11 protein-coding genes and 2 riboswitches are annotated in these 13,310 nt (G+C 63.2%); of the genes, 6 read left to right on the top strand and 5 right to left on the bottom strand.

Annotated features, from left to right (window positions below; genetic code table 11):
* Window positions 1–21 precede the first annotated feature (21 nt).
* The 4 genes from cobM to AC3I65_RS16235 form a co-directional block, all read right to left on the bottom strand.
* Window positions 22–768, bottom strand: coding sequence for a precorrin-4 C(11)-methyltransferase (cobM, locus tag AC3I65_RS16250; RefSeq protein WP_107322653.1), 747 nt, complete (start codon window positions 766–768; stop codon window positions 22–24).
* Between the two features lie 75 nt (window positions 769–843).
* Window positions 844–1,248, bottom strand: a complete 405-nt coding sequence (locus tag AC3I65_RS16245; protein ID WP_076384038.1) for a cobalamin biosynthesis protein — start codon at window positions 1,246–1,248, stop codon at window positions 844–846.
* Window positions 1,245–1,940: a CbtA family protein gene (locus tag AC3I65_RS16240; protein WP_305466247.1), complete on the bottom strand. Its 696-nt coding sequence runs from the start codon at window positions 1,938–1,940 to the stop codon at window positions 1,245–1,247. The genes AC3I65_RS16245 and AC3I65_RS16240 overlap by 4 nt, the downstream gene beginning before the upstream one ends.
* A gap of 11 nt (window positions 1,941–1,951) precedes the next feature.
* On the bottom strand, window positions 1,952–2,140 hold the full coding sequence (locus AC3I65_RS16235; protein ID WP_047227828.1) for a CbtB domain-containing protein: 189 nt from the start codon (window positions 2,138–2,140) through the stop codon (window positions 1,952–1,954).
* 102 nt (window positions 2,141–2,242) lie between these two features.
* Window positions 2,243–2,465, bottom strand: a riboswitch (cobalamin riboswitch).
* A gap of 200 nt (window positions 2,466–2,665) precedes the next feature.
* Window positions 2,666–2,879, top strand: a riboswitch (cobalamin riboswitch).
* Between the two features lie 99 nt (window positions 2,880–2,978).
* Here AC3I65_RS16235 and cobW point away from each other — a divergent pair.
* The 5 genes from cobW (at window position 2,979) to AC3I65_RS16210 (ending at window position 11,493) form a co-directional block, all read left to right on the top strand.
* Window positions 2,979–4,043, top strand: a complete 1,065-nt coding sequence (gene cobW, locus AC3I65_RS16230; RefSeq protein WP_047227829.1) for a cobalamin biosynthesis protein CobW — start codon at window positions 2,979–2,981, stop codon at window positions 4,041–4,043.
* Between the two features lie 3 nt (window positions 4,044–4,046).
* A complete protein-coding gene (gene cobN, locus AC3I65_RS16225; protein ID WP_488523999.1) occupies window positions 4,047–7,808 on the top strand; it encodes a cobaltochelatase subunit CobN in 3,762 nt (1,253 codons plus the stop codon).
* 194 nt (window positions 7,809–8,002) lie between these two features.
* Complete coding sequence (locus AC3I65_RS16220) at window positions 8,003–9,004, top strand: magnesium chelatase ATPase subunit I (RefSeq protein WP_488523998.1); 1,002 nt, start codon at window positions 8,003–8,005, stop codon at window positions 9,002–9,004.
* Window positions 9,005–9,057: 53 nt separating this feature from the next.
* Window positions 9,058–9,681: a vWA domain-containing protein gene (locus AC3I65_RS16215; protein WP_409936844.1), complete on the top strand. Its 624-nt coding sequence runs from the start codon at window positions 9,058–9,060 to the stop codon at window positions 9,679–9,681.
* 165 nt (window positions 9,682–9,846) lie between these two features.
* Window positions 9,847–11,493 (top strand): phospholipase D-like domain-containing protein, encoded by a 1,647-nt coding sequence (locus tag AC3I65_RS16210; protein WP_488523997.1) that lies wholly within the window; start codon window positions 9,847–9,849, stop codon window positions 11,491–11,493.
* A gap of 157 nt (window positions 11,494–11,650) precedes the next feature.
* Here the strand turns inward: AC3I65_RS16210 and AC3I65_RS16205 are convergent, their stop codons facing one another.
* Window positions 11,651–12,097 carry a thioredoxin family protein gene (locus AC3I65_RS16205; RefSeq protein WP_488523996.1) on the bottom strand — a complete coding sequence of 149 codons (447 nt, stop codon included), beginning with the start codon at window positions 12,095–12,097 and terminating at the stop codon, window positions 11,651–11,653.
* 349 nt (window positions 12,098–12,446) lie between these two features.
* Between AC3I65_RS16205 and AC3I65_RS16200 the strand changes: the two genes are divergently transcribed.
* Window positions 12,447–13,295 carry a transporter substrate-binding protein gene (locus tag AC3I65_RS16200; RefSeq protein ID WP_047227834.1) on the top strand — a complete coding sequence of 283 codons (849 nt, stop codon included), beginning with the start codon at window positions 12,447–12,449 and terminating at the stop codon, window positions 13,293–13,295.
* The last annotated feature ends 15 nt before the right edge of the window (window positions 13,296–13,310 follow it).

Genomic DNA, 13,310 nt, shown 5'->3' with positions numbered 1-13,310 from the left:
CTCGCTCTTAAAGTTGTGTTTTCAGGGTCTGTAGAGATGCGCGTGCCCGGCGCGGTAGAGCGACGACTCACTGAACACATCATTACCCAGTACGCGTCCCACCAGAATCAGCGCCGTGCGTCGAAAGCCCTTGGCCTGGACCTTTTCGGCAATGTCAGCCAGCGTACCCACCACCCAATCCTGATCCGGCCATGTCGCCCGGTGAATCACTGCGATCGGACAATCCGCGCCGTAGTGGGGCAGCAGTTCGCTGACGATTTTTTCCAGATGATTGACGCCCAAGTGAATCGCCATGCTCGCCCCGTGCTGCGCCAGGCTGCCCAGTTCTTCGCCGGCGGGCATCGCGGTTTTGTCTGCGTAGCGGGTGAGGATCAGGCTTTGGGACACGTCCGGCAAAGTCAGTTCGGCGCCCAGCAGGGCGGCGCAGGCGGAGGTCGCGGTCACGCCGGGGATGATCTCGAACGGGATGTCCAGTTCCCGCAGGCACCGAATCTGCTCGCCAATGGCGCCATACAGGCTCGGGTCGCCGGAGTGCACCCTGGCCACGTCCTGGCCCTTGAAGTGAGCGGCCTTGATCAACTCGATAATCTGCTCCAGGTGCAGCTCGGCGCTGTTGACCACCTGTTCGGCGCTGTGGCCTTCCAGCACGGCTGTGGGCACCAGGGAGCCGGCGTAAATGATCAGCGCGCAGCTGCGGATCAGTCGCTGACCTTTGACAGTGATCAGTTCCGGGTCGCCAGGGCCGGCGCCAATGAAATAAACGGTCATGACCGGTTCCTAAAGGTGAGTGGGCGACCCTTTGAATGAAGATCGCTCATGATCCAGGGCGCGAATTATCGGGTTTTACGACGTCACCGCCAATGCCAGCGTGGCGCTTGGGGTCTTTTGGCGAGGAATCAACAGCGTCGCAGGTGTCGCGCCCAACCGGTCGGCCAGGGCCAGGGCAGCGCTTTCGGCGATGCCATAGCAACCGGTGCGTTCAAAAGCGATCTCGGAGCGGTGACTGAGCCGCTGCTGGTAGCTGGACAATTGCTCGGCATTGAAACAGGTCAGCGGCAACTCCAGTTGCTCGGCCAGCTCCAGCAGGCCCGGCTCGTCACGCTTGAGGTCGATACTGGCCAAGGCGCGAACCTCAGAGAGCTCGATGCCGTGTGCCCGCAAAGTCTGATCAAGCAGTTCTCGCAGCGTGCTGGCCGGGCAGCCGCGTTGACAGCCCAGGCCGACCACCAGGATCGGCCCGGTGCTCATGCGTCGTGCTGAGCCTGGTCGCCACGCCGGAACAACCATGCGCTGACCAGGCCCAAGGCCAGCCAGAACGCGACGTTGGTCAATTGCGAGGCGAGCTTGAACTGGCTTTCAAGTGCTTCGGGCGCCAGCATCGAGTGGACCTCAGGCTGCGGCGCACCGATGACATGGGGCAGCAGCAAGGTCGCCACGCCCAACAGTTTGAGCAACCAATGCCTGCCGAAGACAATCAGGGCGATACCTACCGCAGTGGAGGCCGCCGTGCCGATCCACCACATCTGCCGTTGGGCCAGATCGGCCGCCGCCGTACCAGGCAGCTCCGGTGGCAGGCCGAGGGTGGGGGCCAGGACAAACGTGGCATAACCGGCCAAACCCCAAAGCAATCCCTGGGACGTGCGAGTCGGCGCCCGCAGGGTGTACAAGCCCGCCAACATCAGGGCGAAACCCACCGCGACTACCAGATTGCCGCCGGTGGTGGAGAGCAGTCGTTGCCAACCGTCTTCCGGCTCCCACGCTTGGGCATCATGGGAGTGAACGGCCCCAGCGGCGTGCTCATGGTGCTCGGTAGCCGGTGCGCTTTCGTAGGTTTCGGCCTGCAGAATCAGCGGCGATACCCAGAAACTCTGGAGGAGGGTTAGCAGCAGGGCGGCCAGCAACCCGCTGAAACCGGCGGTTTGCGCGATACGCTTGATCATGTCGTCAGGTCTCAATGGCACGGGAATGCGGCGCTGTGGCGGGTGTCGTGGGCCGCGTTGTGCACCGCTTCGATGTGGGAGAAACCGGCGAAATAGACCAGGCCTGCACCGAGGATCGAGGCGAAAATCGCCGCGCTCAGGCGCTGGCTCAGGGTCGTGGAGCTGCTGGCGGTACGGGCGGTGCTGCTGATGGTCGACATGGCGCTTCCCTATGGTCTCTTGTCATCGGGTGAAGCGAGCGCAATGAAACCCCGGGCGCAGGCCCGCCAAGGTTCGAACAGCGCCCGCCCACCGCGGGTTTGTTGATGCATGAGTCATGGGCCGGTCTCCGGGCTCGCGAGGGGCAGGGCTTGTGCCTGGCCGACAAGCGTCACCTTCCCATACCGTGAGGCACAGTGGATCTGACGCTTCTCTCGCTTACCGTTGCGGGGGCAGCACCGGACTGACGTGGCCTTGAAGTAAAGCACACGATTCACCGGTTTCCCGTTTCACCCTGTGAAGGGCACCCGTAACTAGGCGCACAGGAGAGCATGGGCGGGGGCGGGGCGTCAATTGGCTGATACCCGTTGCGCCCATCGCGAGCAGGCTCGCTCCCACAGTTGAGCTTTGTTGAACATGAATTTTGTGATCGGCGAGATTTACTGTGGGAGCGAGCCTGCTCGCGATAGGGCCCGCAAGACACCACAGAACTCACCTGCGGACATTGACCCGCCCCCACACCCTGCGTAGCCTTGCGCCTTCGAGGTTCTTCGGCATTGGCCGAAGCTAAGAAGGGAACGCGGTCCAAGCCGCGGCTGCCCCCGCAACTGTGAACGGTGATGTTTCTGCAAGGCCACTGTGCATGCTCTTGACCAAGGGTGCACGGGAAGGCGCAGTAACTGCCAGTCGAATGACTGGCCCGCCGTCAGCCAGGAGACCTGCCTCGACACAGATTCTCACTACAACCGGGCGGGGTGATCCGGTGGCGAAATCTTCCGCGTGCGCCCATGCGTGCGGGTTGTCGTCCCGTTTGCCCGCCACCTTGCCAAAGGGCATCCGATGAAAACACTGGCCAAACTCCCTGTCACCATCGTCACCGGCTTCCTCGGCTCGGGTAAAACCACCTTGCTGCGGCACATGCTCGACAACGCCCAGGGCCGCCGCATCGCCGTGATCGTCAATGAGTTCGGCGAGCTGGGTATCGACGGCGAGATCCTCAAGCAGTGCTCGATCGGCTGCACCGAAGAAGAAGCCAACGGTCGCGTCTATGAACTGGCCAACGGTTGCCTGTGCTGCACCGTGCAGGAAGAGTTTTTCCCGGTGATGCGCGAGTTGGTGGCGCGGCGCGGTGACCTCGATCACATCCTTATCGAAACCTCGGGCCTGGCCCTGCCCAAACCGCTGGTCCAGGCTTTCCAGTGGCCGGAAATCCGCAGCGCCTGCACCGTCGATGCGGTCATCACCGTGGTCGACAGCCCGGCCGTGGCCGCCGGCACGTTCGCCGCGTTCCCGGACCAGGTCGATGCCCAGCGCAAACTTGACCCCAACCTGGACCACGAATCACCGCTGCACGAGCTGTTCGCCGATCAACTGGCGAGCGCCGACCTGGTGATCCTCAACAAAGCCGACCTGATCAGCCCTGAAGACCTGGCCAAGGTGCGCCTGGAAGTGGCCGAAGAACTGCCGCCGGCGGTCAAGGTCATCGAAGCCAGCAGCGGTCGCTTGCCTTTGGAAGTGTTGATCGGCCTGGGCGCCGGCTCCGAGGAGCACATCGACAGCCGCCACAGCCATCACGATCATCACCATGACGGCGACGATGACGACCATGATCATGACGCGTTCGACTCTATTTCCATCGAGCTGCCCCAGGCCGACGAAAGCCTGCTGCTGGACGCGCTGACCCAGTTGGTGGTCCAGCACGGCGTGCTACGGGTCAAGGGGTTCGCGGCCATTCCTGGCAAGCCGATGCGTTTGCTGATCCAGGGCGTGGGCACGCGCTTCGACAAACATTTCGACCGGCAGTGGGGCGCCGATGAAGCGCGGGTGACCCGTCTGGTGCTGATCGGCCAGGCGCTGGATGCCGGGCTGCTCGAAGCGCAATTGCGCGCCGCCCTCAGCGTCTAAGCCATGCACCTGCTCAGGACCCAGCCCGGCGGTTTCGTGTCGGACGACAACATTGCCGATCTCGGACAAACCCCCGCCGAGCTGGTGATCCTGTGCAGCGGCGACTCCAGCCTGGCGCTGCTGGCCGAAGCGGCGCGGCAGTTGCCGGACGACTATCCGCAGTTTCGCCTCGCCAACCCGATGCAGGTGCAAAACCACGCCTCGGTGGATCTGTATTTCGACGACGTGTTGCGTCACGCCAAGGTCATCCTGCTTTCCCTGCATGGCGGTATCGGTTATTGGCGCTACGGCATTGAACGTCTTATGGAACTGGCCGAGCGCGGGGTGAAGCTGATCCTGGTGCCGGGGGACGATCGACCCGACCCGGAGCTCAGCGACCTGAGCAACGTGCCCAATGAGGATCGGGACCGGCTCTGGCAGTTCCTGCGCCAAGGCGGTTTGGGCAATGCCCTGGACCTGTTCCATAACCTGGCCAGCCAATGGTTCGGTCGCGACTATCCTTGGGGCGAACCGCAAACCCTGCCGCGCACGGCGATCTACCATCCGGAACGAACCAACGCCAGCCTGAGTGATTGGCAAAGCGACTGGCGGGCCGGGCAGCCGGTGGCGGCGGTGCTGTTTTATCGCTCCCACCTGCAAGCAGCGAACACGGCGTTCATCGACGTGTTTTGCCAGCGTCTGCAAGCGGCGGGGCTCAATCCCTTGCCCATTGCCGTGGCGAGCCTCAAGGAGCCTGCTTGCCTGGCCTTGGTTGAAGACTGGCTGGATGAGGTGGCGGCGGGGGTGATCCTCAACACCACCGGTTTCGCCCAATCGAGCCCCGAAGCGCCGCACTTGCGACCGTTTCGCCGCAATATCCCGGTGATCCAGGCGATCTGCGCCCAGGACAACGAGCCTGGCTGGCGCGCCAGTGAGCAGGGTCTGGGCCCGCGGGACCTGGCGATGCACATTGCCCTGCCGGAACTGGACGGGCGGATCATCAGTCGCCCCATCAGTTTCAAGGACCTGGCCTGGCGCAGCGAGCGCAGCCAGAGCGATGTGGTCTGCTACCGGGCCGTGCCCGAGCGCATGGATTTTGTCGCTGAGCTGGCGTGGCGCTGGACTACCCTGGCGTGCCTGCCTAACTCGCAAAAGCGCGTGGCGCTGATCCTCGCCAACTACCCGACCCGGGATGGGCGCATCGGTAACGGCGTCGGCCTGGACACCCCGGCGGCGGCAGTGAATATCCTGCGGGCCTTGGAGGCCGAGGGCTATCCGCTGCCGGCTGAACTGCCTGCGAGCGGCACCGCGCTGATCCAGCAGTTGCTCGGCGGGGTAAGCAACGACCTGGACAGTCTTGACCAACGGCCCTGTCACCAGAGCCTGGCGCTGGATGCTTACCGGGCCATGTTCGACGCCTTGCCCGAGGCCAATCGCCAGGCGGTGCTGGAGCGCTGGGGCGCGCCCGAACAGGACCCGATGTTCCGCGATGGCCGGCTGATGATTGCTGGCGTGCGCCTGGGCCTGACGTTCGTCGGCATCCAGCCGGCTCGAGGCTATCAGGTCGATCCGAGCGCCGTGTACCACGACCCGGACCTGGTGCCGCCCCACGGCTACCTGGCGTTTTATTTCTGGCTGCGCAACACCTACGGGGTTCACGCGCTGATTCATGTCGGCAAGCACGGCAATCTCGAATGGCTGCCGGGCAAGGGCGTCGGGCTGTCGGAAAACTGCTGGCCGGATGCGCTGCTGGGACCGTTGCCGAACATCTATCCGTTCATCGTCAATGACCCGGGCGAGGGCGCCCAGGCCAAGCGTCGCACCCAGGCCGTGATTATCGATCACTTGATGCCGCCGCTGACCCGGGCCGAAACCTATGGGCCGCTGCGTAACCTTGAGCTGTTGGCTGACGAATACTACGAAGCGCAACTGCTCGACCCACGCCGCGCCCGGGAACTGCAGCGAGACATTCTGAATCTGGTGCGCGAGACCCACATCGACCGCGAGTTGCAACTGGACGGCGACGCTGACGTGGCAATCTGGCTGCCGCGCCTGGACACTTACCTGTGCGATCTGAAGGAGTCGCAGATCCGCGACGGCCTGCACATTTTTGGCGAGTCGCCCACACAACGGTTGCGCATCGACACCTTGCTGGCGTTGCTGCGCATTCCCCGGGGGGATGGCAAGGGCGCGCAGTCGAGTTTGCTGCGGGCGCTGGCCAAGGCCTTTGCGCTGGGTTTCGATCCGCTGGATTGTGCGCTGGCCGAACCCTGGACCGGCGCTTGTCCCGAAGCCTTGCGTCGGCTCAGCGACGAACCTTGGCGGACCGCTGGCGATACTCGTGAACGTTTGGAATTGTTCGCCGGGCAATTGATCGAGCAGGCCCTGGAGGGCGTGGTCGCGCAACTTGAGGCGCCGGGTTGGGAAACGGTGAACAGCATTATTGAAAACCTGCGCGGCGTCGTGGCTCCGCGTCTGGACGCTTGCGGCCCGGCGGAAATGCGCGGTTTGCTCGATGCCTTGAGCGGGCGTTTCGTGCCGGCCGGCCCCAGCGGTGCGCCCAGTCGCGGGCGCCTGGATGTGCTGCCCACCGGGCGCAACTTCTTCTCGGTGGACGTGCGCAACCTGCCGACTACCACCGCGTGGCGCATCGGTTTTCAGTCGGCGTCCCTGATCCTTGAGCGGCACTTGCAGGACCACGGCGATCACCTGCGTCAATTGGGGCTTTCGGTGTGGGGCACCGCCACCATGCGCACCGGCGGTGACGACATTGCCCAGGCCATGGCGTTGATGGGCGTGCGTCCGGTGTGGGCCACGGGCAGCCAGCGAGTCGACGATTTCGAGATCCTGCCGTTGAGTCTGCTGGACCGGCCTCGGGTCGATGTCACGCTGCGGGTCTCCGGGTTCTTCCGGGACGCCTTTGCCAATCTGATCCGCCTGTTCGATGCAGCGGTGCAGGCCGTCGCCGCCCTCGACGAACCGGACGACATGAACCCCTTGGCGGCGAAGGTGCGCAGCGAGCGCCAGGCCCTGTTGGAATCGGGCCTTGACCCTGAGGTCGCGGCCCGTCAGGCCGGGTGGCGGATCTTCGGCGCCAAGCCCGGCGCCTACGGCGCGGGTGTGCAGGGCGCCATCGACGGCCGCCTGTGGCAGAGCCGCGAAGACCTGGCGCAGGTCTACCTGAATTGGGGTGGCTACGCCTACGGCGCCGGCGATGAAGGCACTGCCGCCCGGGAGCAGTTCTCCCGGCGCCTTAGCCAGGTGCAGGCGGTGTTGCAGAACCAGGACAACCGCGAACACGACCTGCTCGACTCCAACGATTACTACCAATTCCAGGGCGGCATGCTGGCGGCGGTGGAGACCCTTGGCGGCGCAACGGCGGCCAGTTACCACGGCGACCACAGCCAGCCGGACTTGCCCAAGATCCGCACGTTGAAAGAAGAGCTCAACCGCGTCATTCGTTCCCGGGCGGCCAATCCGAAGTGGATCGACGGGATCAAGCGCCACGGCTATAAAGGTGCGTTTGAACTGGCGGCGACGGTGGACAACCTGTTCGCCTTCGACGCCACCACGCAGTTGATCGACGATCACCAGTACGCCTTGCTGGCCGAGGCTTATCTGCTCGACCCCGATACCCGCGATTTCGTTCGCCAGCACAACCCCGATGCCTTGCGCGACATGACCGAGCGCATGCTCGAAGCGCAGCAGCGCGGAATGTGGCAGGAGCCCGGGGAGTATCGAGAGGCGCTGGAGAACTTGTTGTTGGACATAGAAGAAGACAGCTGACTTGCCCATTCGACGGGCTATACACAACCCCTGTGATGGGTTGACCTGTGGTGAGGGGATTTATCCCCGCTGGGCTGCGAAGCGACCCTCTTGTCCACATTGGGAGGCCTGCTTTGCAGTCCAACGGGGATAAATCCCCTCGCCACAAGTACTCTTTTCACACTGACGTTACCGACCACCTTTGAGAGTTCAACATGACCGACACCCCTCATTTCCCGCTCTGCGCCGTGGTCGGGGCCGATGACCTGAAACTGGCCCTGTGCCTGGCTGCGATCGATCCGAAAATCGGCGGTGTGCTCATCGAAGGCCCACGGGGCATGGCGAAGTCCACGCTGGCCCGGGGGCTGGCGGACCTGTTGGCCAGCGGCCAGTTTGTCACCTTGCCTTTGGGCGCCACTGAAGAGCGGCTGGTGGGCACCCTGGATCTGGACGCGGCCCTGGGGGAGGGGCGCGCGCAGTTCTCTCCCGGCGTTTTGGCCAAGGCCGACGCCGGGGTGTTGTACGTCGATGAAGTGAACCTGCTGCCCGACCACCTGGTGGACCTGTTGCTGGACGTGGCTGCCAGCGGCACCAACCTGATCGAGCGTGACGGCATCTCACACCGGCATCCGGCACGTTTTGTATTGATCGGTACCATGAACCCGGAAGAGGGTGAATTGCGTCCGCAGTTGCTCGACCGTTTCGGCCTGAACGTGGCCCTGGACGGCCACACCGCACCGATTGAGCGCGGGCAGATTATTCGTCGGCGGCTGGATTTCGACAGCGATCCGGCGGCGTTCTGCGCAGAGTGGGAACCGACCCAGCAGCAGTTACGCGAACGCTGCCAACAGGCTCGCGACCGGTTGATGCAGATTCCTCTGGATGACCAGGCGCTGGCGCAGATCACCGAGCGTTGTTTTGCCGCTGGGGTCGATGGCTTGCGCGCGGACCTGGTCTGGCTGCGGGCCGCCCGCGCCCATGCTGCGTGGCGCGGGGCGGATGCCATTGCCGTTGAGGACATTGATGCGGTCGCAGAGTTTGCATTGCGTCATCGCAGGCGCGAGCCTTCGGCCCCTGCGCCGTCCCAGGCGCCGCCAGCCACCGCCGATCAAACCGCCAGGCCTGACGAAGGCCAGGGCCAGTGGGGTGACCTGCCGGCCCGGGCATTGCCCACCGGCACTCGGCGTGACGTGCCGAGCTGGCCAAAAAAGCCCTAGGCATTCGCCCCCGTTCGCCCGCGGGGGTGAATGCCAGACCCCGTGCGGGACGGTTGGACCAGGGGCGCCAGGGCCGCAGCAAAGCGGCGGCCAGCGGGGCGGTGAACTGGCCAGGCACCTTGCTCGCTGGCCGTCCACGCCTGCGTGAAGACCTGCGTTTTCAGCAACGCCATCGTTCGCCCCATGAACTGTGGCTGGTCATCGTCGACGCCTCGGCCTCGACTCGTCGTCATCAAGCCTTGAGCGATGGCAAAGGCCTGCTGGCGCAACTGTTCGATGACGCCTACCGCCAACGCGCCCGGCTGGCCTTGCTGACGGCCAGCGGCAGCGCACCAGCCTGGCAGGTGCAAGGGCTCAAGGCCTCGGCCGGGCTACGGGACTGGCTCGACGGCCTGGGCGCCGGCGGCGGCACGCCGTTGCTGGCGGCGCTGAACGAGGCCGGACGCTGGTTGACGGCCCGGCGCAAGCGCTACCCGACCGAGCAACAGCGGGTGTTGCTGATGACCGATGGGCGAGTCAAACAGCAGCTGACACTGCCGCCCCTTGATTGCCCAAGCCTGTTGATCGACATCGAACGCGGACCGATTCGCCTGGGCCGGGGCCGGCAATTGGCGGGGCAGTTGGGGGCGCAGTATCGGCATATTGATGAAGGACTACCGGGCTCGGATGTTCGCTGACTGACATGGCCTTATCGCGAGCAGGCTCGCTCCCACATTTAACACTCGATCGATGAATCCCCTCTGGGAGCGAGCCTGCTCGCGATAGCATCGCCCCGGTGTCAGATCCGCACGCTCAATAAGCATCGCTGTTCTATGCTCAGCCAGACCTCACAGGAGTGAACCATGCGCGTACTCGTCACCAACGCCCAGGACGATTTTCGGGTCAAGGCCTACGCTGGCACCAACGGTGTATTGCTCGCCATGGACCTGGCCGAACCCCGGCGCAAGGGCTTGCTCGGCTTTGCCATCGAGAAGCAGCACGGCGTCAAGCCCTGGCTGTTCCTGTTCAACAGCCTGACCTTCCCCGACAAGGTGCACACGTTCCCGCAATTTCGCGCTACGCCGAGCGATAAAGCACCGTTGCAGAAATTTCGCTGGGCCGACTACGCCATCAACCCAGGCGTGGCAATTCACTACCGTGTGCACCTGGCCTATGGCAGCCCTGACGCGCCGCAACTGGGGGAATCACTTGAGGTGTCAGTGACCAGTGACGATGGTCAGCCAAGCAACCAGATGGTCATTTTCAATCGTGCCGTGGCCGCGAGCCAGGCCTTCCAGCGCAAATTTCCCGAGCTGGATGCGCTGATCGACGCCAACAAAAATCTGTCCATCGATGCTTGGCCCGACGCGCCGCGCCGCTGGCTGGAAAACGGTTTGCTGGGGCGCTTGACCGGTTTTATCGACCGGGCCCTGAACGCCAGTTGGGCCCTGGACGTCGCCATCTATGAATATGAACTGCCGGTGATCGTCGAGGCTGTGAACGCCGCTTTCGCACGGGGGGCGCGGGTACGGGTGCTGTACCACGCTGAGCCGGGAGACGACGGCACATTGCGCAACGAAGCCAGTCTGGCAGCGCTGCCGGCGGCCAACAAGCGCGGGCGCGTCACGCACAATATTTTCCACGACAAGTTCATCGTGCTGAGCAAGGTCGACGACACCGGTTCATTTCACCCCGAGGCCGTGCTGTGCGGCAGCACCAATTTCACTGCCAACGGCGTCTACCGCCAGGCCAACGTTATTCATGTGCTGGACGACGCGCGGGTCAGCAACAGCTATCGCCAGGTGTTCGAGCAGATCTGGGCCGCACCCGAGGACGTCGGGGCCACGCGGCAGTGGATCAACCGGAACAACCCCATGGTCCCCGAGGAGCCATTGTTCACCGGGTTCTCGCCGCGTACGGGAGAGGGCGACCTGGATCGCTTCGTCGATATCATCAATGGCGCTCGCAAGGACCTGCTGTTCGTCACGGCCTTCGCCTTGCCCGACCGGATCCTCGATGCCTTGCTCGGTCAACCCAACGACGACGTGCTGCGTTACGGCCTGCAGAACACCACCAGCCGCATCACTGGCTTTCATGCCGACCGCACCGCCGAATTCGCCGCCACCGCGCTGCTCAATACCGGCCTGGAGGGCTGGCTCAGGGAAAACATGAAAGGCCAGAAAGGCAATCTGCTGGTGCACACCAAAGCCGTCGTCACCGACTTCACCAGCGACACGCCGACCATCATCAGCGGCAGCCACAACCTGAGTGCCGCGGCCAGCAGCGGCAACGACGAGAACTACCTGATCATTCAGGGCGACACCGACCTGGCCGACCGCTACGGGCTTGAGCTGCTGCGCTTCTACGAGCATTACCGCTTTCGCTATTTCGCGAAAAAACTGGCGCTCAAGCAGGTCAAGCCGCTGGCGGTGGATGACAGCTGGACGGACGATTATTACCGCGACGGGGATTTGCGGATGTTGTCCAGAGTGAGGTTTTGCGGACGCTAGGTGCAGTAAGTTACCCAGTGATGGCATGGGGCTGTTTATCGGCCAGGAAGCTGTCATGAACCTCTGTCACGGAAGGTACAACACTGCCTGACACTCCGCCATCGCGAGCAGGCTCGCTCCCACAGGGTACTTATTTGCCATTCCAAGAAACACGCCGTTATCCAAGCGTTGCTCGCAACCTTACAAGCTCCCGTGCCCGGCGGGTGGTGCACAAGGTTCGCAGTTGCTCGTGCAACCAGTGCAAGTCACGGCGAGGCGAACGACGCGGCCGTCTGGGTTTGGTTCGGCCGATGTGTTCGGCAAAGTTCTGGGTCAGCGAGGCCTGATCACCGACGCCCTTGAGCTTGCGGCGTAACTTCCCATCCTTATAAAACAGCACCGTGGGTGTCCCGGTAACTTCCGGGTGTCGGGGCGATTCGCTGGTACTCAATTTGTAGATCACCGCCCGATCCTTGAATGTCTCGGCAACGCTGCAAAACAGCGGCTCGGCCCAGCTACAGGCGTAGCAGTGGGGGTGGCCGAAATAGAAGACTACCGGGCGCCAGGTCTTGAGAGCCGTGCGGTAGTCCTTCGATGAGGCGATGTGAGTGATGAACGAACTCATGGCGGGCTTCCCTTCATCGACAGAGCGAGTGTTTGCCACCATAAGCAACACGGCCGGGCATCGCTACTGTCAGAGTTGACAGTAGCGTGGCTCCGTTTTGGTGCACAAAAGCCTCGCTTGCTCCCTGTCTGAGGCCTTGCTACCCGAGGCTGTAGCCAACAGTAGCAGTCCCTGCGCAGATGCCCGCGTTCCTATTGAAACGTCTGGGCGTGCCATCCTTTTGATTTTATTGGTTTTCCATTTTCCTTATCCATACACCGCATGCCTGTGGCACACTTTCTGCTGTCTATTCCGTTGTTACATACTAAGTTCCGGTATAGCGGAATAAACTGACTCAGGAGTGCTTGCCATGCATCGCCGACCTTCCTTGTTCAAAGCGTGTGTTTTTATCTTCGCGGCCACGACGGCTGCCATGGGTGTCGCTCAGGCGGCGGACAGCAAGCTCGATAGCGTGCTGCAGCGCGGGAAATTGATCGTGGGCACGGGCAGCACCAATGCGCCGTGGCACTTCCAGGGAGCGGATGGCAAGTTGCAGGGTTTTGATATCGACATCGCACGGATGGTGGCCAAGGGTCTGTTCAATGACCCGGAGAAAGTCGAGTTTGTGGTGCAGTCGTCCGATGCACGCATTCCGAACCTGTTGACCGACAAGGTCGACATGAGCTGCCAGTTCATCACCGTCACCGCCAGTCGTGCCCAGCAAGTGGCGTTCACCCTGCCGTATTACCGCGAAGGCGTGGGCCTGCTGCTGCCGGCCAACAGCAAGTACAAGGAAATCGAAGACCTCAAGGCCGCCGGCGATGACGTCACCGTGGCTGTGCTGCAGAACGTCTACGCCGAGGAATTGGTGCACCAGGCGCTGCCCAAGGCCAAGGTCGATCAGTACGACAGTGTCGATCTGATGTATCAGGCGGTGAACTCCGGCCGCGCCGATGCGGCCGCCACCGACCAGTCTTCGGTCAAGTACCTGATGGTGCAGAACCCTGGTCGCTACCGCAGCCCGGCCTACGCCTGGAGCCCGCAAACCTATGCCTGCGCGGTCAAGCGCGGCGACCAGGACTGGCTGAACTTCGTCAACACCACCTTGCATGAAGCCATGACCGGCGTGGAATTCCCCACCTATGCGGCATCGTTCAAGCAATGGTTCGGCGTCGAGCTGCCGTCGCCGGCCATCGGTTTCCCCGTCGAATTCAAATGATCCCGTGAGCCCGGG

It is taken from the genome of Pseudomonas sp. N-1-13 (assembly GCF_057787095.1).
Note: the sequence above shows the minus strand (reverse complement) of the source record. Positions and strands in the feature narration are given on the sequence as shown.

Bases quoted from the DNA above. Each gene is read 5' to 3' on its own strand.
- cobM (WP_107322653.1), bottom strand. From the start codon at position 768: ATGACCGTTTATTTCATTGGCGCCGGCCCTGGCGACCCGGAACTGATC.
- AC3I65_RS16245 (WP_076384038.1), bottom strand. From the start codon at position 1,248: ATGAGCACCGGGCCGATCCTGGTGGTCGGCCTGGGCTGTCAACGCGGC.
- AC3I65_RS16240 (WP_305466247.1), bottom strand. From the start codon at position 1,940: ATGATCAAGCGTATCGCGCAAACCGCCGGTTTCAGCGGGTTGCTGGCC.
- AC3I65_RS16235 (WP_047227828.1), bottom strand. From the start codon at position 2,140: ATGTCGACCATCAGCAGCACCGCCCGTACCGCCAGCAGCTCCACGACC.
- cobW (WP_047227829.1), top strand. From the start codon at position 2,979: ATGAAAACACTGGCCAAACTCCCTGTCACCATCGTCACCGGCTTCCTC.
- cobN (WP_488523999.1), top strand. From the start codon at position 4,047: ATGCACCTGCTCAGGACCCAGCCCGGCGGTTTCGTGTCGGACGACAAC.
- AC3I65_RS16220 (WP_488523998.1), top strand. From the start codon at position 8,003: ATGACCGACACCCCTCATTTCCCGCTCTGCGCCGTGGTCGGGGCCGAT.
- AC3I65_RS16210 (WP_488523997.1), top strand. From the start codon at position 9,847: ATGCGCGTACTCGTCACCAACGCCCAGGACGATTTTCGGGTCAAGGCC.
- AC3I65_RS16205 (WP_488523996.1), bottom strand. From the start codon at position 12,097: ATGAGTTCGTTCATCACTCACATCGCCTCATCGAAGGACTACCGCACG.
- AC3I65_RS16200 (WP_047227834.1), top strand. From the start codon at position 12,447: ATGCATCGCCGACCTTCCTTGTTCAAAGCGTGTGTTTTTATCTTCGCG.